General features: G+C 37.9%; 17 protein-coding genes, 6 tRNA genes and 1 pseudogene. 14 read left to right on the top strand and 10 right to left on the bottom strand.

What is annotated here, in order from left to right:
• Positions 1–463 precede the first annotated feature (463 nt).
• Positions 464–2,806 carry an S-layer homology domain-containing protein gene (locus B9O19_RS04035; RefSeq protein ID WP_102365218.1) on the bottom strand — a complete coding sequence of 781 codons (2,343 nt, stop codon included), beginning with the start codon at positions 2,804–2,806 and terminating at the stop codon, positions 464–466.
• A 230-nt stretch (positions 2,807–3,036) separates the two neighbouring features.
• Here B9O19_RS04035 and B9O19_RS04030 point away from each other — a divergent pair, with 230 nt between their 5' ends.
• From B9O19_RS04030 to B9O19_RS04015, 4 genes are all read left to right on the top strand, one after another.
• Positions 3,037–5,667 carry a valine--tRNA ligase gene (locus B9O19_RS04030; protein ID WP_102365217.1) on the top strand — a complete coding sequence of 877 codons (2,631 nt, stop codon included), beginning with the start codon at positions 3,037–3,039 and terminating at the stop codon, positions 5,665–5,667.
• 39 nt (positions 5,668–5,706) lie between these two features.
• Positions 5,707–6,267, top strand: a complete 561-nt coding sequence (locus B9O19_RS04025; RefSeq protein ID WP_102365216.1) for a hypothetical protein — start codon at positions 5,707–5,709, stop codon at positions 6,265–6,267.
• A gap of 96 nt (positions 6,268–6,363) precedes the next feature.
• Positions 6,364–6,840, top strand: a complete 477-nt coding sequence (gene ybaK / locus B9O19_RS04020) for a Cys-tRNA(Pro) deacylase (RefSeq protein WP_102365215.1) — start codon at positions 6,364–6,366, stop codon at positions 6,838–6,840.
• 18 nt (positions 6,841–6,858) lie between these two features.
• Positions 6,859–7,137 carry a helix-hairpin-helix domain-containing protein gene (locus tag B9O19_RS04015; protein WP_330400559.1) on the top strand — a complete coding sequence of 93 codons (279 nt, stop codon included), beginning with the start codon at positions 6,859–6,861 and terminating at the stop codon, positions 7,135–7,137.
• A 52-nt stretch (positions 7,138–7,189) separates the two neighbouring features.
• Here B9O19_RS04015 and cwlD read toward each other — a convergent pair whose 3' ends face one another.
• Positions 7,190–7,900 carry an N-acetylmuramoyl-L-alanine amidase CwlD gene (gene cwlD, locus B9O19_RS04010; protein ID WP_102365214.1) on the bottom strand — a complete coding sequence of 237 codons (711 nt, stop codon included), beginning with the start codon at positions 7,898–7,900 and terminating at the stop codon, positions 7,190–7,192.
• Positions 7,901–9,415: 1,515 nt separating this feature from the next.
• On the opposite strand from cwlD, the gene B9O19_RS04005 reads away from it, so the two are divergent.
• From B9O19_RS04005 to B9O19_RS03980, 6 genes are all read left to right on the top strand, one after another.
• Positions 9,416–9,491 (top strand) — tRNA-Val (locus B9O19_RS04005).
• A gap of 17 nt (positions 9,492–9,508) precedes the next feature.
• Positions 9,509–9,584, top strand: a tRNA-Val gene (locus tag B9O19_RS04000).
• Positions 9,585–9,589: 5 nt separating this feature from the next.
• Positions 9,590–9,666, top strand: a tRNA-Asp gene (locus tag B9O19_RS03995).
• A 28-nt stretch (positions 9,667–9,694) separates the two neighbouring features.
• Positions 9,695–9,770, top strand: a tRNA-Phe gene (locus B9O19_RS03990).
• 6 nt (positions 9,771–9,776) lie between these two features.
• Positions 9,777–9,851, top strand: a tRNA-Gly gene (locus B9O19_RS03985).
• 107 nt (positions 9,852–9,958) lie between these two features.
• Positions 9,959–10,033 (top strand) — tRNA-Cys (locus B9O19_RS03980).
• Positions 10,034–11,539: 1,506 nt separating this feature from the next.
• On the opposite strand, the gene B9O19_RS03975 is transcribed toward B9O19_RS03980, so the two are convergent.
• Positions 11,540–11,740, bottom strand: coding sequence for a hypothetical protein (locus tag B9O19_RS03975; RefSeq protein ID WP_154058614.1), 201 nt, complete (start codon positions 11,738–11,740; stop codon positions 11,540–11,542).
• Positions 11,741–13,785: 2,045 nt separating this feature from the next.
• Here B9O19_RS03975 and B9O19_RS03970 point away from each other — a divergent pair.
• Entirely contained in the window at positions 13,786–14,613 is an 828-nt protein-coding gene (locus tag B9O19_RS03970; RefSeq protein ID WP_158648908.1) for a DUF4373 domain-containing protein, read from the top strand.
• A gap of 224 nt (positions 14,614–14,837) precedes the next feature.
• Here B9O19_RS03970 and B9O19_RS03965 read toward each other — a convergent pair whose 3' ends face one another.
• The 6 genes and pseudogenes from B9O19_RS03965 to asd all read right to left on the bottom strand — a co-directional run bounded on the left by B9O19_RS03965 (position 14,838) and on the right by asd (position 20,335).
• Complete coding sequence (locus B9O19_RS03965) at positions 14,838–16,010, bottom strand: IS110 family RNA-guided transposase (RefSeq protein WP_102365211.1); 1,173 nt, start codon at positions 16,008–16,010, stop codon at positions 14,838–14,840.
• A 319-nt stretch (positions 16,011–16,329) separates the two neighbouring features.
• Positions 16,330–16,775, bottom strand: a pseudogene (locus B9O19_RS11990) (IS3 family transposase); the annotation flags it as partial.
• Positions 16,776–17,051: 276 nt separating this feature from the next.
• The gene (locus tag B9O19_RS03955) at positions 17,052–17,504 is read right to left on the bottom strand and encodes an ACT domain-containing protein (RefSeq protein WP_102365209.1); all 453 of its coding nucleotides are present in this window, start codon (positions 17,502–17,504) and stop codon (positions 17,052–17,054) included.
• Positions 17,505–17,546: 42 nt separating this feature from the next.
• Positions 17,547–18,305 carry a 4-hydroxy-tetrahydrodipicolinate reductase gene (gene dapB, locus B9O19_RS03950; protein WP_102365208.1) on the bottom strand — a complete coding sequence of 253 codons (759 nt, stop codon included), beginning with the start codon at positions 18,303–18,305 and terminating at the stop codon, positions 17,547–17,549.
• 29 nt (positions 18,306–18,334) lie between these two features.
• Positions 18,335–19,225, bottom strand: a complete 891-nt coding sequence (dapA, locus tag B9O19_RS03945; protein ID WP_102365207.1) for a 4-hydroxy-tetrahydrodipicolinate synthase — start codon at positions 19,223–19,225, stop codon at positions 18,335–18,337.
• A 30-nt stretch (positions 19,226–19,255) separates the two neighbouring features.
• Positions 19,256–20,335: an aspartate-semialdehyde dehydrogenase gene (gene asd / locus B9O19_RS03940; protein WP_102365206.1), complete on the bottom strand. Its 1,080-nt coding sequence runs from the start codon at positions 20,333–20,335 to the stop codon at positions 19,256–19,258.
• A gap of 227 nt (positions 20,336–20,562) precedes the next feature.
• On the opposite strand from asd, the gene B9O19_RS03935 reads away from it, so the two are divergent.
• Genes B9O19_RS03935 through tgt form a run of 3 tightly spaced genes read left to right on the top strand, consistent with a single transcriptional unit; the run spans position 20,563 to position 24,186 of the window.
• On the top strand, positions 20,563–21,975 hold the full coding sequence (locus B9O19_RS03935) for a SpoIID/LytB domain-containing protein (protein ID WP_154058612.1): 1,413 nt from the start codon (positions 20,563–20,565) through the stop codon (positions 21,973–21,975).
• A 28-nt stretch (positions 21,976–22,003) separates the two neighbouring features.
• The gene (gene queA, locus B9O19_RS03930; RefSeq protein ID WP_102365204.1) at positions 22,004–23,029 is read left to right on the top strand and encodes a tRNA preQ1(34) S-adenosylmethionine ribosyltransferase-isomerase QueA; all 1,026 of its coding nucleotides are present in this window, start codon (positions 22,004–22,006) and stop codon (positions 23,027–23,029) included.
• A gap of 26 nt (positions 23,030–23,055) precedes the next feature.
• Complete coding sequence (gene tgt, locus B9O19_RS03925) at positions 23,056–24,186, top strand: tRNA guanosine(34) transglycosylase Tgt (RefSeq protein WP_102365203.1); 1,131 nt, start codon at positions 23,056–23,058, stop codon at positions 24,184–24,186.
• A 38-nt stretch (positions 24,187–24,224) separates the two neighbouring features.
• Here the strand turns inward: tgt and B9O19_RS03920 are convergent, their stop codons facing one another.
• Positions 24,225–24,893: a manganese catalase family protein gene (locus B9O19_RS03920; protein WP_102365202.1), complete on the bottom strand. Its 669-nt coding sequence runs from the start codon at positions 24,891–24,893 to the stop codon at positions 24,225–24,227.
• Positions 24,894–25,096 lie beyond the last annotated feature (203 nt).

The following is a 25,096-nucleotide window of genomic DNA, read 5'->3' as shown; positions in this document are numbered from 1 at the left end:
TTTGCAGTCTGAATTGAACCAAAAAGCAACAAAGCCGGCTAAATATATGAACTATTTTATTCTCTGAATTAAACGTTGTTTTCATATGGAAAAATCTGCCGAACTGTTTTATATTTTTATTACAGCCATTTATTTATGAAATTAAATAATTCAGTATTTTTCGCTGAATGCAGCCGTATCAGCTTTAGATGAAACTTTCTGTTTGCTTGAACATTCTTTCGTGCACGGCTGCATTTCTTTGCGTATCGAATGTGGTTAAGCAACAATAAGTTTTGTTTAGTACCTATTTTTATCCATATACGTGTGGAAATTTTTAGTATGTTTTAAATTATCCACATATTCGCAGTATATCAAGATTATGATTCTGATTGAATGTTTCTTTTTGTAAATTTAGCCGCCAATCAGACGTACAGATTAGCGGCTATTAGTAATTTAACAATCTTGTGATGAAAACAGTCCGAACTTATTTAACTATTTTATATGTTCCGTATATAACTTTTGAAGCTTCCGCTCTCGTGGCAGAACCGCGGGGTTTGAAACTTCCGTCCTCATATCCGTTCATAACACCGAGACCTACAAGTTCTGCAACCGCGTCTTTAGCATATGCGGCAATATCTGAATTGTCAGTGAATTCCAGTATCACGCCGTCGCCGCTCTTGTTTATTGCTCTGTATAAAATAGTAGCCATGTCTTGTCTCATGATAACTTCTCCGATACCGAAGTATTCATCTGACTGACCTTGTACATATCCGGCGTTGACTGCTGCTGTAACATATGGAGCATACCATTTAGTTTCGTCCACATCATTAAAATGTGAGGTTGTGTCTGTGGCGTCAAGGCCAAACATCTGAACTACCATTTTGCAGAACTGCTCTCTTGTGACGTTTCCGCTTGGGTCAAACTTATTGTCGCCCATACCGTTTACTATACCGGCATTTGTAAGACCGATAATAGATTCTAAAGCCCAGTCATATCCGTCCAAATCAGTATATGGATTTTCGTCTGCAAAGTTAGGAGCTTTGGTGGGATCCGGTTCAGTCGGTGCGGATGATGGATAAACGGTTCCGGAACCGTTAGTATCTCCGCCTGTATTGCCACCGGTACTTCCGCCCTGATTTTTGTTCGGGTTAACAGTTTTATAAGCTGTTACTGTATCTTCACCTAAATAATATGAGATGTCATTATATTTGTAATAGCATTTAACGTGAACAACGTCTCCGGTTTTATACATTTTTGTGGTAGACGGCAAACTTACGGAAACTGACTCGTCTCCGGCTTTAAAAGCCTTTTCACTGCTGTTTTGGATAACTTCGCCTTTTGAGTTGTATGCGTAAACCTGAACAGTTGCGTCCTGGTCTATTATAGCCTTTCTTCTTTTGACGGAAACAGACCAGCTGTATCCTATGTTTATACCGTTAGTGATTGAGAATATGGGCAGATTGTCGCTTACAACGTTTCCGTCCTCAATTTTATTGATAATTTTTTCTATTGAAGACAGCATATATTCTTTATATGTGCCGCTGTAATTCTTATTCACATCATCATATAAACTTTGCGCTATAGTCTTCAGCGATGACAGATATGTTTTATATAGAGTATGCAGGCTGAAACTGTTGGCTTTTGAGTATTGAACTTCAAGAGAAGCTATTTTTGTGTTATAATTCTCAGCCGTTTTGTCCTCAAGAGTTTTCAGCGCTGTTTCAATATATTTATTATAATCTGTTAGCTTTGATACCACTTCATTGTATTCTTCAGTTGCTTTTGCGGCTCTTTTAAGTGCGCTTGGAACAGAGGTTGAAAGATTGTCAAATGTGGTCTTTAAGTATTCATAGTTTAAAGCCGAGCTGTCGTCAGTTATTCCGTCATAACATTCCGGCATCTGCATAATCCCTGAAACTTCCTGCATAGCTTTAGCGGCTTTTTGCAGGGTATAAAAGTCAGTAATTGATTTATTGCTGATTGAGAGAGCGGTATCGATTCTTTTTTTGCTTGTTTCCATCATAGAATCATAAAGCTCAACAGCGGTGTCTATTCGTGCAGAATAGTAGCTTGAGATATCATATAAATCGTCCTTTTCTTCATCCTTATAAAATGTCAGCGCTGATATTTCAGGCAGAGCCATTAGAGCATCATAGGATGACTGTTCCTTTTCAGTAAGGTCAGGCATATTTGTGCCTTCAACCACTGACAGCGTTGGGTTAATAATAAGCTCGGAGCCGTCTTTTAAAGTCGCTGTAAATTTGTCAATAGACATGTTATGCGAGGTGATTTTATTCTTTGATGTAACAGACGCGTTTGACAGGACAACCGCGCCGCTCAGGGCGGTTGAGCCGTTCTTCCAAACGTAAGTTATAGTTTTATCGTCCGTTATGGATTTTGAAGTTTCACCGTTACCGGCAAAGCTTTCACCAAAGGATACGGAGTTAATTTCCGCATTATCAAAAGTGGCTGTAAGCTCAAAGCCTAAAATTTCAGGCAGTGATGACGCAGTTTTGAAAACTACCTTATATACGTCGTCTTCATCGGTTGTATAAACTGTTGCGGTGACTTTCATATCCATTTCCTGAGCGCCGGGCGTGGCTGTGGGTTCAGGAGATACCGTAGGCTCCTCGGGTTCAGCGGTGGCTGACGGTTCAGGTGAAGCCGTAGCTTCAGTAGTTTCATCAGTGAGCACAGTGTCTGTTGCTGTGATTGTTTCATTATTATTCTCTCCGGCAGCAAAGACTGCAGGAGCTGAAACTGCGGTAGTTAAAACAGCGGCGGAAACAAGACCGCAGACTAGATTGTTCAGTTTTTTATTCTTCATAACTAACCTCCTGATATACAAGAAAAATTGTGTAAAACATTAAGCATAGAATTAATTATAACATTCAAATATTTAATATCAATTAATCAGCAATTACAATAGTGTTACATTCGACATTATACGCATGTTAATATATGGTAAAGCCAAAACAAAAAATGCGGAAACTACTTGATTTATAATATTCCAAATGTTATAATGTCAAAAGCTATATATTGAAAGGAGCGATTTTTGTGGCTAAAGAGCTGTCAAAAACCTATGACCCTAAGGCGGTTGAGGAAAAAGTATATCAGGAATGGATAGACGGCGGGTATTTTCATGCGGAGGTTGATGAAACGAAAAAACCGTTTACTGTCGTCATTCCGCCGCCTAACGTGACAGGTCAGCTTCATATGGGACATGCGCTGGATGAAACTTTTCAGGATATTATAATCAGAACAAAGAGAATGCAGGGATATAATGCGCTCTGGATTCCGGGGACTGACCATGCAGGTATTGCTACTCAGATAAAAGTTGAAGAGGATATGAGAGTCAATGAAAACGGGCTCACCAGATATGATTTAGGCAGAGAAAAGTTTTTGGAAAGAGTTTGGGCTTGGAAGAAGAAGTTTGGAAACAGAATTATAGACCAATTGAAAAAGATAGGCTGTTCCTGTGATTGGGACAGGGAACGCTTCACAATGGACGAGGGGTGCAGCAAGGCGGTCAGAGAAGTTTTTGTTAACTTATACGAAAAAGGCCTTATTTATCAGGGTACAAGGATAATCAACTGGTGCCCGTCATGCAAGACCGCCCTGTCCGACGCAGAGGTTGAATATTCGGAGCAGGAAGGCCATTTTTGGCATATTAAATATCCGATAAAGGACAGTGACGGCTATGTTGAGATAGCCACCACAAGACCTGAAACGCTTCTCGGAGATACTGCGGTTGCCGTAAACCCTGATGATGAAAGATATAAGGATTTGGTGGGCAAGATGCTGATTCTTCCGCTGGTTGGAAGAGAGATACCGGTTATTGCTGACGAATACGTTGATAAGGAGTTTGGTACCGGCTGTGTTAAAATAACGCCGGCTCATGACCCGAACGATTTTGAAGTTGGAAAGAGACATGGTCTTGAGGAAATCAAAGTCTTAAACGATGACGCAACTATCAATCAATACGGCGGCAAATACCAGGGTATGGACAGGTATGAAGCAAGAAAAGCCATAGTTGAAGATTTGGACAGACAGGGACTTTTGGTTAAGGTTGAGCCGCATGTCCACAATGTGGGGGGCTGTTACCGCTGCGGCACAACTGTTGAACCTATCACCTCAAAGCAATGGTTTGTTAAAATGAAGCCTTTGGCTGAGCCGGCGGCAAAAGCTGTTGAGAACGGCGAGACAAAGTTTATCCCCGAAAGGTTTACTAAGACTTATATGCACTGGATGGAAAACGTTCATGACTGGTGTATTTCACGTCAGCTTTGGTGGGGACATAGAATCCCGGCGTTTTATTGCCAGGACTGCGGTGAGACAATTGTTTCTAAAGAGGACATTGAGGTCTGCCCTAAGTGCGGCGGAAAAGTTAAGCAGGACAACGATGTGCTTGACACCTGGTTCAGCAGCGCTTTGTGGCCGTTTTCAACCCTGGGCTGGCCGGATGATACTGAGGAACTGAAATATTTCTACCCTACCTCGGTTTTGGTAACGGGTTATGATATTATATTTTTCTGGGTTGCGAGAATGATTTTCTCAGGAATAGAGCATATGGGTCAGGTTCCTTTTAAAGACGTGTATATCCACGGTCTTGTGAGAGATTCTCAGGGCAGAAAGATGTCAAAGTCGCTGGGTAACGGTATTGACCCTCTGGAGATAATAGACGAGTACGGCGCAGACGCTTTAAGATTTACTTTGGCTACCGGAAACTCTCCTGGCAACGATATGAGATTCTATACTGAAAGAGTTGAGGCAAGCCGTAATTTTGCCAATAAGATATGGAATGCGTCACGATTTGTTTTGATGAATCTTTCTATAGATAAATGCGAACTGCCGGACAGAGATAAGCTGGAGATTTCAGACAGGTGGATTCTGTCGGAATACAATGATTTGGTAAAGGAAGTTACAGATAATCTTGATAAGTATGAGTTAGGGATAGCGGTTTCAAAACTGTATGATTTCATTTGGGATAAGTTCTGCGATTGGTATATTGAACTTGTAAAACCAAGATTCTTTGAAGAGGGCGAGAGCAATATAACCGCCCAGCAGGTGCTTGTTTATGTACTGTCTAACACGCTGAAACTTCTGCATCCATTCATGCCGTTTATAACCGAGGAGATATGGCAGGCTTTGCCTCATGAGGGCAAGAGCATAATGATTTCCAGCTTCCCGGTATATAATAGCGAGTATAAAGACGAAAACGCTGAAAAAGAAATGCAGATGATAATGGACGCAATAAAAGGAATCAGAAATATCAGAAATGAGATGAATGTTCCGCCGTCCAAGAAAGCCGGAATCTTTATAATCACTGAGGAGCCGGAGATATTTGAAAACGGTATACCGTTTTTTAAGAAGCTGGCGTACGCGTCTGAAGTTAATGTTATAAAAGACGGCGGCAGCGTTCCTGAGAACGTCGTGTCTGTTGTAGTTCCCGGAGCTGAGATTCTGATGCCGCTTGACGAGCTGGTTGACCGTGCAAAAGAGATAGAGAGACTTGAAAAGGAAAAGAAGCATCTTGAATCAGAGATAAAGCGTGTCGAGGGCAAGCTGAACAATAAGGGATTTACCGAAAAGGCGCCTGCCGCGGTAGTGGAGGAAGAACGCCTGAAAGGTGAAAAGTACAGCGAAATGTTAAAGACCGTTATTGAAAGTTTGGAAAAGTTAAAATAAATATTTTATGCAGTATATGTCGGCGCTTAGGGGGCTAATATGGATAATGTATCAATGGGCGGAGGTTTGAAGGCGGTTGTATATTGCTCTCATACCGGTCATGCCAAAAAATGTGCGGAAATGTTCTCAAATCGTTTGGGAGTGCCGTGTTATGACATTAAGAATATAAAAGGGCTTGGCAGGAACAGCAATATTGTATTCTTTGGCTGGATAAGGGCTAACAAAATAATTGGCTATAAAAAAGCTAAAGGATTTTTTGATATCAAGCTGATATGCGGCGTTGGTATGTGCAAAGGCACGGACAGCATTATACAAAGCTTGATTGAGAGAAATGATATTGATAAGCCGTTTTATTATGTTCAGGGCGGAGTTAATACGGAAAGGCTGAGCGGAGTTTATAAATGGATATTGAATATAGTCCGATTTGGAATTGGAAAAGCCGTTAGCCAAGGTGTCAGCCCGGACGAAAGTTTCGATTCTAAGGCTCAGGCGGAGTATGAGGATAATAAGGAGCTTTTAAAGGATATACAAAATAACCGCGACCATATAACCGACAGTGCTGTGGAAGAGCTGGTTAAGTATTATCAGGCGTTAAAGTAATGTTATTTATGGCGGCGGGGTATATCCTGCCGCCATTTTTGATAAAAGATTATGCTGCTGAGGCATCAAAAAACGAATTGTTGGGAGGCACTTTGGATGAAAAAGCAAGTTAAAACAAACGCTATGAGGATATTGGAGAAATCGGGAATAAATTTTGAGGCTGTATTCTATGACAGCGATGGATTTATGGATGGGGTTTCGGTAGCTGAAAAGCTGGGTCAGGATTTAAGGGACGTATATAAGACGTTAGTGACAGAGAGCAAAAATCACGAGTATTTTGTGTTTGTCATTCCGGTGGCAGAAGAACTGGATTTAAAGAAATGTGCGGCTGCTGTGGGGCAAAAATCGCTTGAGATGATACATGTTAAGGATATAACGAAGGTTACCGGCTACATAAGGGGCGGATGCAGTCCAATCGGTATGAAAAAGCAGTTTAAAACAGTGATAGACTTGACGGCAGAGGAGCGGGAAGAGATAATATTCAGCGGCGGCAGACTGGGAGTACAGATTAAAATGGCTCCAGGAAAGCTGGCGGAGCTGATAGGAGCCGAATTTTTAGACATAACAAAATAACAGGCGGCGAGGATTGGAATGAGAAGTATGAAAACTGATTTAAGGAATATTCCCGGCGTCGGGAAATCAATAGAGCAGGATTTAATAGATATAGGTATAAATTGTGTTAATGATTTAAAGGGCAGAGACCCTGAGGATTTATATCTAAGAGACGCGGCTGTAAAAGGGATCAAATCCGATCCGTGCCTTCTGTATGTGTTCAGGTTGGCAGTGTATTATGCTGAAAATGAGGAGCGGGATATGGAAAAACTCAAGTGGTGGTATTGGAAAGACAAAAAATATCCGCCGGAGAAATAAGGTGATGTATTCGGCGGATATTTTTGATAATTCTATTTGATTTTTTATAATTCTATTTAAAGTATTCACATATTCCGGTATAAATTGCTTCTGCAAGTTTTTTTTGATATTCTTCATCTGTCAGATTTTTTAATTCTTCAGGATTTGATAAAAATCCGCATTCAACCAACGCTGCCGGAACTTTAGCGTTTTTCAGAATATATATCCCGGTTTCGTTCTTTTTGGCGACCCGGTTATTGTTGTTGTCAAGATTATTTATTAAAGACGCTTGTATAAGCTCTCCGAGTTTTTTGCTGTCCTCACTGTTCTGTGAATAAAAAACCTGAGCGCCGCTGTATTTTGGATTTTCAAATTTGTTCATATGTATGCTTATAAATAAATCAGCGCCGGAATCTTCAATCAGCGATAACCTATATAACAGGTCGTCTTTTTTGACATATTTGCCGCTGGTGTTATTGAGCAGTTTAACTTCGTCACTGTCACGGGTTAAAACCGCGGTGTTTCCGTCAGAGTTGATAACATCGCGGAGTTTCAGCGCCACAGCCAGATTTATGTCTTTTTCCAGAATTCCGCTTGCGGACGCGCCGCCGTCAACACCGCCGTGTCCTGCGTCTATAACAATAACTTTTCCGCTTACTTCCGCATTAGTAGTAACAGCAGGGTCGTCATTTAAGCCGAAAATCATTATACAAATGGCGGCAATCACCATAAGCGTACCTAATCCTATTAAAATTAAACTATTCTTTTTAACAGCAAAAAACACATAAATCACCTCAGTTGATTATATGTGCGTCTATCCTATACTAGAACGTATAAAAGCGCCTGCGTACAATATAAATAATAAAATAAGATTTATAGACAGTCTTTCAGGCTGGGTCACAGACCTTGTAGGTTAATCAAAACGAGTTACTTTGTATCACACCTGCACTACAGGTGTAGTCGCAGACATTGAAGGTTAATCAAAACAAGTTTCTATGGCTCACACCCACCAAAGGTGGGGTCACAGACCTTGTAGGTTGTAAAGAAATGAGTATGTATAACACACACTTTTCTTAAAAAGTGTGGTCACAGTTCTGCCGAAGCTTGCAAAACTGCTTTTTTATATAAATTATTATAGAACAATTATATATTTATTCTCTAATGCGGTGTATATGGTGAACATCGGTAGGGCGCATTTATGCGCCGCGTTAGGTGAGCCGTCATCTCACGCGTAGCGTGAATTACTTATGGAAAGTTGTTATAATCCTTTTTAATTGCAAATTCATCCATGACTGCGCGCCTTACGAGGCAGATTTCATCTTCATTGAGTATACATATTAATATTTGCGTATTCATATTATTGACATTGTAGGCTGACAAAAACAAGTCACTTTGTATCACACCCACCATACTGGTGGGGTCACAGACTTTGTAGGTTGTAAAGAAATGAGTATGTAAGTATAACACACACTTTTCTTAAAAAGTGTGGTCACAGCCCTACCGAAGCTTGCGAAACCACATTTTTATATAAATTATCATAGAACAATTATATATTTATTATCTAATGCGGTGTATATAGTGAATATCGGTAGGTGTGACTGCGACCGCACCTGAAAGGTGCGTGTGCGCCACAATATCTCTTTACCATTAAATCTAAAATGTCAATAAATCACTTAGTTGTGATATTCCCCAACTTTGGTGGGTGTGATACAAAGCGGCTTGTCTTATTATAGCCTTCAACGTCAATTGTGGCTACACTTTTAAATAAAAGTGTATGTCATACAAACCATATAATGTTATATATACTTTAAGCGCCAATAATTAACTTAGTTGTCCTATAATAAATTACTTAGTTGTGACGTATTGCGTCCCTACTTCCGAAGTATGTAAAACCACATATTTATATAAATTATTATCTAATGCGGTGTTTATGGTGAACATCGGTAGGGCGTGAATATTCACTTATTGTGGTTTGTCATAATCCTTTTTATTACAAATTTTTTCGTTAAAGAAATAAATTTGTTTTATCCAGGCGGCTGACAGCAGATATACACATAAACAAAATTATAAAATATATAAATTAACAGAATTAAATTAAAATCACCGCATATAGTTAAAATGATAAAAATGTAAATTTCATGAAAATAAAAGTATTTTAATAAAACAGCGAGAAAAAAAGAGAAAATATCAATCATTACTAATTTAATCGAAAATAATCGGAAATATATGCGTTGACTTTTGGTCTTTCAACTAGTATAATAATCGATGTTGCTGTTAAGTGCGGCACACGAAAAGATACGGGAGCATAGCTCAGCTGGGAGAGCATCTGCCTTACAAGCAGAGGGTCATAGGTTCGAGCCCTATTGTTCCCACCACTATCTTTTTAACATATGGGAGCATAGCTCAGCTGGGAGAGCATCTGCCTTACAAGCAGAGGGTCATAGGTTCGAGCCCTATTGTTCCCACCATATGTGGTCCGGTAGTTCAGTTGGTTAGAATGCCAGCCTGTCACGCTGGAGGTCGTGGGTTCGAACCCCATCCGGATCGCCATTACAGCTTAAGCAAATTAAGCTGTTTTGCCTCTGTAGCTCAGTCGGTAGAGCAGGGGACTGAAAATCCCCGTGTCGGTGGTTCGATTCCGCCCGGAGGCACCATTTTTTGCGGGAGTGGCTCAGTGGTAGAGCGTCACCTTGCCAAGGTGAACGTCGCGAGTTCGAATCTCGTCTTCCGCTCCAACTGATAAAAGACGCATATTTTTGCGTCTTTTATCATAATTATTAAAGCAGGATAAAAATTTTAAAATGTGTGCATAATTATAGAATACAAAAATATAATTAAATAAGGCGCCATAGCCAAGTGGTAAGGCAGAGCTCTGCAACAGCTTTATTCCCCAGTTCAAATCTGGGTGGCGCCTCCAATATTATCGGGGTAAGTTTGCTTGCTCCGATTTTTTTATGCAAAAAAACAATTGTCCGTTCCGCCGCTTCTCATTTTTTTACAAAACCTGCGGTTTTGCAGGAGCCCTGAAATTGCCGAATGAAATGCAAGATATTTAAATTGTTTAGAATTGCAATTTTATCAATAATATTTTGTGCTTTGCCGTGTTTTCAAGATTACCGTTTTTATAGGCGGTAATTTTTTTATTAACTTCTTTATATATAATTGCTTTTGTATCTGTATATCTGAATCTTTACAATCTTATCATGGTATATCAAATATCCAACTATATCCTATAATTATTTCAAATTTTTTGTTATAAATCATATTTTTAATTTACTGATTTTCAAAGTTTGCGACAGATGACATTTGATTGACATATCTGCTGTTTTAAATTTTAGTATCTGCTTTATTGTGTCAGTTCATATTATGATATTGTATTTATTGATAAAATGGGTATTAGTCGTATAATCTGAGGATATATCCGTAGTTATTTATTGTTTTAAGTTGGTTAGACTGCAAAATTTAACTTAAACAACACTCCCAAATGCGAAGGGGTTATCTTAGTATGCACTTCTTTATAAGCGTGAATTAAAAAAATTGACAGCCGTATTAAAATGAAAAATAGATGTTTATAAATTATATGGGGGTGTTGTAATAGATTTATGTTAGCGATATACTGCAAGTAAATCTACGGTAGCCGTGAGTGATATATTTGTAGGACTTTTTAATTGTGTTTCATTTCAATCTTATATATAAACGGCTGTTTGAAGTGTTAAGCAATTTGGGGATATAAAAAATTCAGATTAACGCACACAGTTTGGATTGATGATTTTTTATTTCTGATATTGTGTATATTAATTCGCATAAATTTGTGCGACAGGGCAGAATTTGATTGAGTGAACAAGTTTGATTAAATTTATTTCAACTCAAGTATCCCGGGCAGATGCGGATTGTCTTTTATACAATATATATTATTGCAATATTATTTTAATCCACATCATCACAAAGCTTTTAACCGTGTTATTTTAGGTATGAATTTTTCAGTTTACGAACCTACACGGGTGCGGCTAAAGATAGGGAATTCATTGGTGATATTGCCAACAAAGCAAAAGAATTGACTAATGTTAGCCAGCTCCGGAACAATAACAAAGAGCGGTACTTGCCGCCGTCTGTTTTATCACCGTTATAGGCAAGTAAAAACATCAAACGTAAAAAATATCAACTAAAATACTTACTTTAATCTGTATAATATTTTTATATTACATTAATAAAGGAGAATTTTATATAAATATTTTAATTCACTCATCCATGTAGATGGCGGCAAAATAAAAAACGTTTACACACGTCCTGAAAGAGATTTCAATTCACAAACCCATGTAGTGAACAACAAAAATAAATTAAACTTGATATTATAATATATTATGATTTCAATTCACACCCCTGCAATGGTGCGGCAAAAAAGCCCCGATTTATCGGAGCTTATTTATATTTCAGAATTTTGATAGTAGAGGTCATCATATAATCTTTGCAATAATATGCCCTCTTCATTAATGTCGTAATTCTCATCAAAACCAATTTCTGTTATTTTATCATCTAATTCGGTCAATAGTAAATCAATATCAGTATATGACTTTTTCAAATATTTTTTCACAAGTTCTTTTTGTTTCTCAGTAATAATCATCACTTAAACTTCTTCCTTCCGGTCGTTGGTTTAACCTGTATTAACACTTGAGTATCATGATTAACGGCAGGCGTTAACAAGTCGTCAATAAATCTTTGGCTTTTCTTATGCTTCAACTTTCTAATATCACCTAATTTTGCAGGATTCTGAAGCACGTCTAATACATAATTACAGTATTACGTTTTTGCTCAGCCGGCCATATCACCAATAATATAAAATGCTTTGATTTATTTGTTATCTTCATACTGTTACTTGCAGTAATGCCAATAAAGTTTTTATCTATTTCTTTTGCTAATATTTTTACATTTCAATCCACAGTCGCACCCGTGCAGGGACGGATTTTCAAGCTTTTTCTGTTAAATGGGTATACTTAACGAATTTTAATTCACGCACCCATGTGGGGTGCGACAACAGTTGTTTCATAAGGCACCATATAATATTGTCCATTTCAATCCACGCACCCTTGAGGGGTGCGACGTGTATAGCGATTATACGCTTATACAGAGATTTTGCATTTCAATCCACGCACCCTTGAGGGGTGCGACATGGAAATTTAAAGGATATAGCATTATTTGAAATTATTTCAATCCACGCACCCTTGAGGGGTGCGACCTACGTCTCCTAATAAGTACGCAGATGATACATCATTTCAATTCACGCACCCATGTGGGGTGCGACTGTAGCCAAATAGACTGTCATAAGACGGATTTATTTATTTCAATCCACGCACCCTTGAGGGGGGTGCGACAAAAGTGCGCCACCTATTAACAAAAATGTTAAAGAATTTCAATCCACGCACCCTTGTGGGGTGCGACTGCAAAAATATATAAAAAATAATATTTGTATTCCTTTAATCTAGTATATTTTGCTTTTTTAGCAAAATATATAATATAAGATTAATTATTACATACATTTTTTATTATATATCATTGTTTTTAATGGTGCGAACCTCCCGGCAATTTTATGTGAGCTTACCATTCGCACCTATATAATTTTATTATATCTTTAGAGATAATTTTATATTTATAACTTTTTAATTGGTTTAATTTCTTAAGCTTATACTAAATATGTTTATTTTTTTCTGTTACTTATTTTATATCACATAATGTAATATAAAGCAATATATTTTTTAAAAAATGTTAAAAAATAAAAAATTATATTAAAATATAGTAAATAATATAAAGAGGATATTATAAATACTTGGAATAACAAATGGTTTAATATATAAAATCTACAGAAATAATATATCATATTAAAAATGTTTGGCTACAAGAAGATATATAAATAATTTAATATTTGATACTTTTATGATATAAATTTTGAAAATAATAAAAATTAGGGATGTTAAAAATTCACTCTGTAGTTTAACATAGACTATACAAAAATTTTTTGTCATTATAATTAAATATAAAATTTTCTCCCATACCGTATCAGGTTATATTATTAGAATATTCTATGCTCAATAATCCTTTCTACTATATTTTTTTATAAATTCAGCATCTTAGAAAAATCTTCATTTACCCAATCAGCCGGGCATAAATCAGAAACAGTTGACTTCACTGTATTTTTTAAAACTTAAATGTATTTAAAAGATGAAACAAAATAATTAATGGTGTTATGGATAAAGCAATAAAGTATTTAGGAATTGGCATAACCGATAAAAAACGATTTTTCTGATTAAATCCAAATTGGGGATTAATTGTTTATCAGAACTTAAATTCAGAATTATATATGATACTTAAGTAAATTAAGACTAATAAAATATATTGATAATTAAAGTATATTATACTATGTCACGCACTGGCACTAAAGTTAATTTACAATGATAATAGATTCATATATATGATGCTCCGCTGTCATGCGAAATAACAATTCACAGCAGTTTTGCGGTTATAATAACTGACAGCGTAAATTTAAAAAAAATAATATAAAATTTGGGGTGGCATTACCGTTTGCTGAAAAGGCGGGTTGTAATGTTGTTCCGTAACAGGGGTGGCGTTGCCGTTCGTATAAATAGGGTTGCAGCGTTGTTCCAAAGGAGAATTCTTATGGGAAAAGAAGCATTTGATTTCTTTCCTTTAGACGTGCATCTTAGTGATAAGATGGAGCTTATAGAAGCAGAATTCGGGTTAATAGGGTTTGCGGTAATCGTTAAGCTGTGGATGAGAATATACGGCAGCAGAGGTTATTACTGTGAATTTGATGAAGAGGTTGCATTGATGTTTTCCCACAAAACAGGGGTTGGTGTCAATGCCGTTTCTGAAATATTGAACGCAGCATTTAAAAGAGGTATTTTTGACAGGACGCTGTATGAGAAGTACAAAATTCTAACATCAAAAGGGATACAGGAAAGATGTATGAAAATGTGCTCAAGAAGGAAGCGTTTTGAAGTCGAGAAGAAATACCTTTTAATTAGTGTGCCCGACAGCTTTGAAAATGTATACATAAAGGGCGAAAATGTTAACATTTCTGAAGAAAATGTATACATTTTTACACAAAGTAAAATAAAGGAAAGAAAAGAAAGTAAAGTAAATAAAAGTAAAGTAAATGATGTGCCGGAAGCGGAAGAGTGCAAGGAGTTAAAACACAAGTATGGAAAATACAATAATGTGTTATTAACAGAAGAAGAGATTAAACAGCTAAGAGAAAAGCTGCCTAAAGACTGGGAAAAGTGGATAGAGACGTTTTCGGAAGGCTTGGAGCTTAAGGGATATAAGTATAATAACCATTATCTAGCTATACTTCAGTGGGAGGAGAGAAGCGGACAGAAAAAGGATGATATGAGAAACAGTAAATTTAATAATTATAAAGACACCAACAAAACCGATTATGCAAGTATTGAAAAGAAAATACTTGCCGATATGTATGGCTTATAATTGTGACCCCAGCTGAAAGGTGGGAGTGATACAAAGCGGTTTGTTTTATTATAGCATTCACGTCTGTGACCCCACCTTTACAGACTAACTATTAAAAGTCAATAGAAAAATAAAAAAAGTTAAAATCTTTTCGGTCAAATAAGGAAACTAGAAAATTGTATGTCAAATAAAGCAATAGTAAATTGCTTAAAAAAATAATATTAAAAATACAGTATTACATAAACTCAAACGGCTTGGTAACTCTGACCCGTTTTCTGTAAATGATAGATTACTCTCACTAGCTTTTTTACTGCATGAGATATTGCAACATTGTAATGTTTTCCCTCAGTTCGCTTTTTTGCTAGATAATTCTTGAAGGTTTCATCCCAATGACATACATATTTTGCTGCATTGTATAATGCGTACCGAAGGTAACGCGATCCTCGTTTCTCCATGTGTGAATAGCTATTGGTTATTTGTCCTGACTGATACGTTGATGGTGACATTCCTGAATACGCAAGTATTTTATCAGGAGATGAAAACTTACTGAAATCACCTATTTCTGCTACTATCATAGCTCCCATTGTGTAACTGATACCCGGGATAGACAGAATAGGCGTGTTTATGTTATCCATAATATGCTTGATTTCTGCTTCTATCTCCTCAATTTCTGCTGTAAGTTCTTGTATTAGCTTTATGGTATGCTTTAGCTCAAGAGATTTTGCTGGCATGTCTGAACCGATTGAGTTTTTTGCGGCTTCCCTAAAACCAATTGCAGTATCTTTGCCATATCTGCCTCTAGATGCAGTATGCAGCAGGTTTGTAAGCTTCGTTAAGTGGGCTTCTGCAATATGATGGGCTGACGGGAACTCTGAAAGCATAGTATAGACAGATTTTATATGCAGCGAAGGAACAAGTTTTTCAAGTTCCGGGAAAAGTATGTTCACAAGCCGGGAAACAGTGGTTTTGAGTTTTGCTCTTTCAGAAACTTTATAAAATCTGTATCTGGTTAGTGACTTTAATTCTTCGTTGTGATATAATATATCTGAGTAGGACTTTAAGTCTACATTAGACATTAACATCATAGCGATTGTATGGGCATCAATTTTATCCGTTTTAGTCTTTCTGAGGCTGAGAGACTTTCTGAAGAGATTGGTATTTAATGGATTGATAACAAAGGTAGTCAAACCTTTATCAAGAAGATAACCCAAAAGATTGTATGAGTAATGTCCTGTAGCTTCAAGCCCTACTTTTACTTTGTTAAAATCTTTTGAAACAGATTCAATTCTTTGATAAAGAGAATTAAAACCTTCTATAGTGTTCTGAATAGTAAAAGCATTAAATAAAACCTCGCCGTCAGAATTGCAAATGAAGCAGTCGTGCTTGTCCTTTGCAACATCGATACCAACAAAAATCATACTAAAAACTCCTTTGAAAAATATTTGATACTGTTTTTAGACCACAGATACTCTTTACGATTGTAACCTCGTTCTAAATAAACCGTCGTGCGGTATCTAACTAATTAACAAATGTATAAAGAGACTGTGGTTAGAGCCTTCAAGAAACCATCAAGTGGTAGGTGGGTGTAACTAATCCACAGTATCTAATAACATTATAGCACATGCCCTTAAAATCGAACAATATTAACTACTACTTTATTATACGAGGTGGGTGTGATGCAAAGTAACTTGTTTTGATAAACCTTCAATGTGGATAGTCAACACTAAATTAGACAACTTATTTAAGGTTAGTAAGCCGATATTCTTTCGGGGTCATATAGTCCAGTGATGAGTGAATTCTGTGATTGTTAAACCAGTTTACATAATCCGATAATTCATATCGCATTGTTCCAATGTTTCATATTCTTGACCTTTTACAAATTTAGTCTTTATGATTTTAAATGTGGTTTCCGCTGCGCATCGTCATAGGAACAGCCTTTTCTTGCTCAGTGAGCGGTCTATGTGGAATGTCTCAAGCGTTTTATCCAGTGTTCTGTTTTTAAACTCGTTTCCTCTATCTGTGTGAAATATCTGTATTTTCTCCGGATTTATATTTATTCTGCTAAACGCCTTGACTACCAATGCAGCATCTTTGTTCTTTCCTGCGCTGTAACCTATGATTTCCTAATTAAACAGGTCGACTAGCACACATATATAATCCTACCTGTTTCCTGCTCTTACATATTATACTTTCTATTTTACATGACCTTAACTTTTTTGCCCAGTTTTTTGTTTCCTATCCAATATAATTGATATATTATTTTGGTGTGGAAAACATGAACGGCTTTATAAATTGTATTTTCATAAATTCTATTAATAGAGCAGTTAATAATTTAAAGATATACTCAATTAATTAAATAAAAAGAGTCCGGTATAATTCCGAACTCATTTTATTTAATATTGTTTTTGTTTAATCTTTAAAAGTCACTTCAAATACTGATTCTTTAAATATTTAAGTTATTATAAAAGAATCTTTTTAGCAGCTTCAACATCTTTTATATCTATAAGACATGAGATTTCCGTCTCAGCTGTTGTTATAAGCTTAACGCGGATATTTTCTTTGGCAAACAGCGAAAACAGTTCAGCTGCTACGCCTGACTCAGACCTCATACCATCACCGCTCAGCAGGATTTTAGTGTTGTTTCCGTTTATGTCGGCTTTAATAGACGGGGCAAGAGACTTAAACTTTCCTGTAAGCCCGATAACCTCGCTCAAATCATCCTGAGAAAGTGTAAATGATAAGTTTATCTTATCTTTGTATGGTTCGGTTTGACTAATCATATCTATGCTTATGCCGTTCTCTGCAATAACGCTGAGAATGTTTGCAATACTGCTCGGAGTGTTTGGAATATTATTTAATGTAACAATGGCAACCTCCGGAAAAAACTCAATATCGGTGATGGTTTTAATCATGTGATAACCTCCAATATATAAAATGTGGTTTATACATTCAAACTAAGACTGCTCAATCAAATCTTTCATATCATACATACCGCAGGGCTTTCCTTTCATGAAAACTGCGGCTTTTACAGCGCCGACAGCAAAAACTTCTTTTGATGAAGCACTGTGTTTTATTTCTATTATTTCATCATTGCCGGCAAATATAACATCGTGTTCGCCAACAATGGTGCCGCCGCGGACAGCGTGTATACCTATTTCAGATTTATCACGCTTTTTACGTACATTATGTCTGTCATAAATATACTCGGTGTCAAAACTTACTGCGTCAGAAATAGCGTCAGCAATTGCGAGTGCGGTTCCGCTTGGCGCGTCAAGCTTTTGGTTATGGTGCTTTTCAATTATTTCAATATCAAAGCTTCCGTCAAGCAGCTTCGCCGCTTTGCATACCAAGTCAATTAAAAGATTTACGCCGAGAGACATATTTGCTGAGAAAAAGATAGGCGCTTTTTTAGAAGCCGCCTTCATTTTTGAAATCTGCTCTCCTGAAAGTCCCGTTGTGCAAATAACAGCAGGAGTTTTTGTCTTAACCGAGAATTCAAGTATGCTGTCAAATACAGACGGATGAGAAAAGTCAATTATAACGTCAAAGGGTTCTTTGACTTCATCTAAATTATCGTAGACAGGAAAGTCAGAGTTTTTAACCGTGTTTATGTCGTATCCTGCTGTGATTTTGACTTTGTCATTATTTTCCACTGTTCTGGTAACAGCGCGTCCCATGTTTCCGTTAGCGCCGCTTAGTAGTATATTTGTCATTTGTATCACTGTCTTTCTGTTTTAGTATATTAAAGCAAACACTTTACATTATTTTCTTTTAAAACATTTTTAAGAGTCTCTAAATTCTTATCCGACATATCACAGAGCGGCATTCTTAGAGGACCAACCTTATATCCTAAACAATTCATAGCAGTTTTGACAGGTATAGGGTTAACTTCAATAAATAGTGTATTAATAAGCTTTATTAAACTCAAAAACAGTTCCTTTGATTTTTCAGTCTCTCCGGTTTCGTAAAGTTTGCAAATATCATGCGTTTCTTTCGGCAATATATTGGCAACGACTGAAATAACTCCTTTACCGCCCAAAGACATAACAGGAACAATAATATCGTCATTTCCTGAATATATATTTAGGTCAGTTTCCGCCGCAATATTTGCTACAAATGAAAGATTGCCTGTGGCTTCTTTTATAGCGTTTATATTTGGAATTTTTGCAAGTTCTTTTAATGTATCCAGGGAGAATGAAAGTCCGCCGGTTCTGCCCGGGATATTATAAAGCACTATCGGGATATTAACGCTGTCCGCAATTGCTTTGGTGTGAAGGTATAAACCTTTTTGAGTTGTTTTATTATAATACGGGGTAACTATAAGCAGTCCGTCTGCCCCTACGCTTTCAGCATACTTGCTCAGTTCTATTGCATGGGCTGTATCGTTGCTGCCGGTTCCGGCGATTACCGGAATCCTTTTGTTAACTTTTTCAGCAGTGAATTTTATTACAGACTTATGTTCTTCGTCCGGCATAGTTGAAGATTCGCCGGTTGTTCCGCAAATAACAATACAATCGGTCTGATTTGCGATATGAAATTCTATAAGTTCTTCAAGCTTGTCAAAATCAACTCCGGTTTCAGTAAACGGTGTGACTATGGCAACAGCGCTTCCGGTAAAAATAGGCTCTTTCATAACAGAAGTTCCTTTCTTTCAAAAAATTAATTAATCAAAATATCCTTTTGAGGCCAGCAGTTCCGCCATTAATACAGCGCCGCCTGCGGCTCCTCTTAATGTATTATGTGACAGGCAAACAAATTTATAATCATACTGAGTATCTTCGCGGAGTCTTCCCATAGAAACAGCCATTCCGCCCTCTAAGTTTCTGTCGAGCTTTGTCTGCGGACGGTCAGGTTCTTCAAAATAGTTTAAAAACTGTTTCGGCGCTGAAGGAAGCTCAAGTTCCTGGGGCACGCCTGAGAAGTTTTTCCAGTCCTCTTTGATTTGCTCTATAGTTGGTTTATCTTTAAACTTTACAAAAACAGCTGCCATATGGCCGTCGCTTGCTGCAACTCTGAGACATTGCGTTGTAATAGCCGGAGAGCTGGCTTCAACAATTTTGTCTCCGTCTATCTTTCCCCAAATCTTAAGCGGTTCAACTTCGCTTTTTTCCTCTTCACCGCCTATATACGGTATAACGTTATCTACCATTTCCGGCCATCTTTCGAACGTTTTCCCAGCGCCTGAAATAGCCTGATATGTGCAGGCAAGAACAGATTCTATTCCATATTTCATAAGAGGGTGAAGCGCCGGAACATAGCTTTGAAGCGAGCAGTTTGACTTTACAGAAATAAAGCCTCTTTTGGTTCCGAGACGTTTTCTTTGAGCTTCTATGATTTCAGCGTGCTCAGGGTTGATTTCCGGAACAATCATAGGTACGTCCGGTGTATGTCTGTTAGCAGAGTTGTTAGAAACTACCGGGCATTCAGCCTTAGCATAGGCTTCTTCCAAAGCTTTTATTTCGTCTTTTTTCATATCGACTGCACAGAAGACAAAATCAACCTGACCGGTTATTTTTTCTATGTCGTTAGCAGCATCATAAACAACCATTTCAGACACATAGTCAGGAATGTCAGTTTTCATGACCCAGCGGTCGCCTACCGCTTCAGAATATTTTTTCCCTGCGCTTCTCGGTGAAGCCGCTAAAAGCTTTATATTAAACCAGGGATGCTTATCAAGCAGCGTTATAAATCTCTGCCCAACCATGCCCGTGGCTCCGATAATTCCAACATTATACTGTTTCAATTTTAAATCCTCCTTGAATTCATTGGTATACATAATTATATGACAATATTACAATTATGTCAAATGCTTTTTTGTATTATACGTAAATTAAATTTAACAAAAGATAATAAAGATATATATGGCTTTTTGTAGAATTATGTGTTATAATATCAGGCATGCGGCAAACGTTCAAATTTGTTTGCGTTTAGCTGTACTGACAGAGATATTTTTAAGCGGGGTGACACATTGTGGATAATTTCATGTTTTTTAAGCGGCAAGGTTTTAGATTGTTCTCTGTTTTCACTGTTTTGGCTGTGTTTTTTTGCACACTTGCAGGATATAAGACTTTTGTGTCTGCTGATGTTTATGTGCCGTCAAATATTAAAGTCGGGCTGTTTTACGGCTCGTCGGCTAAAACGTCTGTGAAAATCACAAGTGAACGGGGATATTATGCAGGAGTATTTAATGACAGAGATTTTTCTGAGGAGAAAATTATAGAGGATACCGATGTTATAGTCAGCATTGCTGAAAATCAGGTTGTGTTATCTGATTTGGACGGTAATGTATTATATTCTGAATCCGGTAATAATGGTATAGGTATATGCCCTATTTATACCGATTTTTGGGAAGAGAGACTGGAAATTGATGGTTCGGGATATCGCGGAAGCCTGAATTTTATTAAGGACGGTTCAGGAATAGCTGTGATTAATGTGGTCAATATGGATCAGTATTTATATGGTGTTGTATCAAGGGAAATGAGCGAATCATGGCCTCTTGAGGCTTTAAAAGCCCAGGCGGTGTGCTCCAGGAATTACGCTGCTCAGAATTTAGGCAAGCATTCTTCATATGGGTTTGATATTTGTGCGAACACGCATTGCCAAATGTATACCGGTATGTCAAGAGAAGCGCAGTCTATATATGACGCTGTGGACGCTACGGCAGGACAGGTTATGACATATAACGGAGAGCTTTGCGAGTGCTACTATGCGGCGTCAATGGGTTCTACCACCGAAAATGTTAAGTATGTTTGGGGCAACGAGGTTCCATATCTTATAAGCGTTGACAATAGTTATGAAGATACTGAAAATATTCCGAATGGTATTTGGTCCGGCGTATTGACAGTTGCTGAAGTATCTACTATAATGCGTAACAGAGGATATGATGTGGGCGATGTGCAGAAAATAGAGGTGCTTGAATATTCACCTGAAGGCCGGGTGATTAAGATGAGAGTTACCGGCAATACTGCAATAAAAACATTGGAATTGGAAGAGTGCCGCACAGTGTTCGGCACTGTAACCAAGAGCCAAATGTTTACTGTGGTGGGTGACGGAGACGCTCAGGGGCAGGCTTATGTTTCTGTGACAGACGGTTCAACACTTATCAGAAGACGTCCGACACAGCTTGAACTGCTTACAAGTTCCGGCAGGAGTGAGTTTTCGGGCGAATCTCTTTATACAACTAACGGACAGTATCAAAAGGTATATGCTGATTCTTATGAAGAATCAAGCGCTAATACTTCGTTTACGTTTAAAGGCTCAGGCTGGGGACATGGTGTCGGTATGAGCCAGTATGGAGCAAAAGGTATGGCTGAAGCCGGGTATACATATGATGAGATACTGACCCATTATTTCAGCGGCGCTGAAGTTACAACAGTATATTAATATAGGATTGGAGTAAGTTGAGTTAAATATGACAACTAAGGATTTTTATTACGATTTGCCGCCTGAGCTTATTGCTCAGCATCCGCTGAAGGATAGGGCAGGTTCCAGGCTGCTTGTCTTAGACAAAGAAACAGGAAAAATAGAACATAAAAATTTTAGGAATATAATCGAGTATTTGAATCCGGGCGACTGTCTTGTTATGAATAACACAAGAGTTATACCGGCAAGACTGTACGGCGTGAAAGAAGATACCGGCGGTAAAATAGAGTTTCTTCTTCTAAAGAGGATAGATTTAAACACTTGGAACGTTATTTTAAAACCCGGAAAAAGGGCAAGAACCGGAGCAAGATTCGTGTTTGGAGACGGGCTGTTAAAGGCTGAAGTGATTGAGGTAAGACCTGACGGAAATAGAATTGTAAGGTTTGAATACGATGGAGTTTGGGAAGAACTCTTGGATAAGCTGGGAGAAATGCCGCTGCCGCCGTATATAAAAGAAAAGCTAGAAGATAAAGAACGGTATCAGACTGTTTATTCTAAAATTGAAGGTTCTGCCGCCGCTCCTACTGCGGGTTTGCATTTTACCAACGAACTTCTTGAAGATATAAAAGATAAGGGCGTTAAAACCGCTTATTTAACCCTGCACGTTGGTTTGGGAACTTTCAGACCAGTTTCGGTTGAAAATGTTGAGGAACACGTTATGCACACTGAACATTATGAGGTTTCGCAGGAAGCGGCAGATATAATAAATGAAACAAGAAAGAGCGGCGGCAGAATTATCGCTGTTGGAACAACGTCTGTGAGAACTCTTGAGACTGTTGCCGAAGATAACGGAACAATGAAAGCTGAGATAGGAGACACCAGCATTTTTATATATCCGGGATATAAGTTTAAGGTGACTGATTCTATAATAACTAATTTTCATTTGCCGGAATCAACATTGTTAATGCTGGTATCGGCGTTTGCAGGGAAAGAAAATATATTTGAGGCATACGAGCAGGCTGTTAAAGAAAAATATAGATTCTTCAGTTTTGGCGACGCAATGCTGCTCAAGTAAAATTTTAACCGGGAGAAAGTAGATATATGTATAGATTGATATCAAAGCATGGAAGAGCGAGACGGGGGGAATTCAAGACTGTTCACGGAACTATTCAGACCCCTGTGTTTATGAATGTTGGCACTGCTGCGGCAATAAAAGGCGCGCTTGATACTTTTGATTTAAAGGATATTGGCTGTCAGGTAGAGCTTTCAAACACTTACCATCTGCATCTTCGTCCGGGCGACGAAGTTATACGCGACATGGGCGGGCTTCATAAGTTTATGAATTGGGACAGACCGATACTTACCGACAGCGGCGGATTTCAAGTTTTCTCTTTAGCAAAACTCAGGAATATAAAAGAAGAGGGCGTTTATTTTTCATCTCATATTGACGGACATAAAATTTTTATGGGCCCCGAGGAGAGTATGCGTATACAGTCCAACCTGGCGTCAACTATAGCGATGGCTTTTGATGAATGCGTTGAAAATCCGTGCGAAAGGCAGTATGCTCAGGATTCTGCTGATATGACAGTTCGCTGGCTGAAAAGGTGTAAAGATGAGTTGGCAAGGTTAAACAGTTTGGATAACACTATAAATAAAAACCAAATGCTGTTTGGTATCAACCAGGGCAGTACCTACCGCGATATAAGAATTGAGCATATGAAACAAATAGTTGATTTGGATTTAAACGGCTACGCAATCGGCGGACTGGCAGTCGGGGAATCCACAGAGGACATGTATAATATTATTGAAGCGGTTGAACCATATATGCCCGAGGATAAGCCTAGATATCTTATGGGGGTAGGCACTCCCATAAATATAATTGAGGCGGTTTACCGGGGCGTTGACTTCTTTGACTGCGTTATGCCGAGCAGAAACGCCCGTCACGGCACTATATTTACATCTGAGGGAATCCTGAACATAAGAAATGCTAAATATGAGAGAGACGACAGACCCGTTGACCCTAACTGCGGTTGTCACACATGCAGGAATTTTTCAAGAGCATATTTCAGGCATCTTTTCAAGGCAAATGAAATGCTTGCCATGAGACTGGCGGTTATTCATAACCTTTATTTTTATAATAATCTGATGGCAGAAATCCGTTCTGCTCTGGATAATGGAAAGTTTTCCGAATACAGGCAAAGCAAACTTGGCGTTTTAGACAGACATATATAAAAAGAGTCCTTTCGGACTCTTTTATTTTTTAGATTTTATTAACTGAATGAGTTAAGAGGCTCGCCGACATTGCTGAACTGATTGTCTTCCGGAGACGGCTCAGACATACTGAAATACATTTTAGCCGCCTTAGTAGTTCCAAAGTCACGGTTTGAACCGGTGTTTTGCACTTTGTTAAATGCCTTTTTAAACATTGTGTTGTGAGCTTCCTCACGGTTTAGAAGAAAGTCTATGGTTTCTTTAACGCATTTGTCATCTATCTGACGGTACAGGTATTCATAAACGACTTTTGCACGCTGTTCTGACGCTATATTTGATAGTAAGTCAGCACACAGGTCGCCGGTTACTGTTACATAATCGCCTGTCCATGAATATCCGGAGGCGTTTATAAGTCCGGGATTGAGACCCAAAAGAACGTGTGACTGTATTTCTCCTGCCTCTACTTTTTCATAATCTACGTCATGTCCGTTAAGCATGTTTATTGTGGTCGCTACCATTTCCATATGCCCCAGTTCTTCAGCTGCTATATCAAGAAACAAATCTTTGATTTCCGGGTCTTTTATTCTGAAACTTTGAGACATATACTGCAAAGCGGCTTTGAGCTCGCCGTTTGCTCCGCCCAGCTGTTCCTGCAAAAGCGCTGCATACTGCGGATTTGGTTTCTCAACGCTGACCGGATGGAAAAGTATTTTTTCATGTTTAAACATTTTTAACACTCCTTTCTTATTCTAATTTAAGTTTGTGCTATAGGGATTAAAATATACATTACATGAACAAAAAATGTTTATTGTTAGTATTTAAAAGAAAAAAGACCTAGTATATTGCTGGGATTTGCTTTCTGAATTATTTAAATTGCACCTTGAAAACAATGCGGTGTTATGCTATAATTAGCCCTGCGTGAACAATAATA

It is taken from the genome of Monoglobus pectinilyticus, from assembly GCF_002874775.1.
GTDB lineage: Bacteria > Bacillota > Clostridia > Monoglobales > Monoglobaceae > Monoglobus > Monoglobus pectinilyticus.
Note: the sequence above shows the minus strand (reverse complement) of the source record. Positions and strands in the feature narration are given on the sequence as shown.

Bases quoted from the DNA above. Each gene is read 5' to 3' on its own strand.
- B9O19_RS03970 (WP_158648908.1), top strand. From the start codon at position 13,786: ATGGGAAAAGAAGCATTTGATTTCTTTCCTTTAGACGTGCATCTTAGT.
- B9O19_RS03955 (WP_102365209.1), bottom strand. From the start codon at position 17,504: ATGATTAAAACCATCACCGATATTGAGTTTTTTCCGGAGGTTGCCATT.
- ybaK (WP_102365215.1), top strand. From the start codon at position 6,364: ATGAAAAAGCAAGTTAAAACAAACGCTATGAGGATATTGGAGAAATCG.
- tgt (WP_102365203.1), top strand. From the start codon at position 23,056: ATGTATAGATTGATATCAAAGCATGGAAGAGCGAGACGGGGGGAATTC.
- dapB (WP_102365208.1), bottom strand. From the start codon at position 18,305: ATGACAAATATACTACTAAGCGGCGCTAACGGAAACATGGGACGCGCT.
- B9O19_RS04035 (WP_102365218.1), bottom strand. From the start codon at position 2,806: ATGAAGAATAAAAAACTGAACAATCTAGTCTGCGGTCTTGTTTCCGCC.
- dapA (WP_102365207.1), bottom strand. From the start codon at position 19,225: ATGAAAGAGCCTATTTTTACCGGAAGCGCTGTTGCCATAGTCACACCG.
- queA (WP_102365204.1), top strand. From the start codon at position 22,004: ATGACAACTAAGGATTTTTATTACGATTTGCCGCCTGAGCTTATTGCT.
- B9O19_RS04015 (WP_330400559.1), top strand. From the start codon at position 6,859: ATGAGAAGTATGAAAACTGATTTAAGGAATATTCCCGGCGTCGGGAAA.
- B9O19_RS04025 (WP_102365216.1), top strand. From the start codon at position 5,707: ATGGATAATGTATCAATGGGCGGAGGTTTGAAGGCGGTTGTATATTGC.
- B9O19_RS03920 (WP_102365202.1), bottom strand. From the start codon at position 24,893: ATGTTTAAACATGAAAAAATACTTTTCCATCCGGTCAGCGTTGAGAAA.
- B9O19_RS03965 (WP_102365211.1), bottom strand. From the start codon at position 16,010: ATGATTTTTGTTGGTATCGATGTTGCAAAGGACAAGCACGACTGCTTC.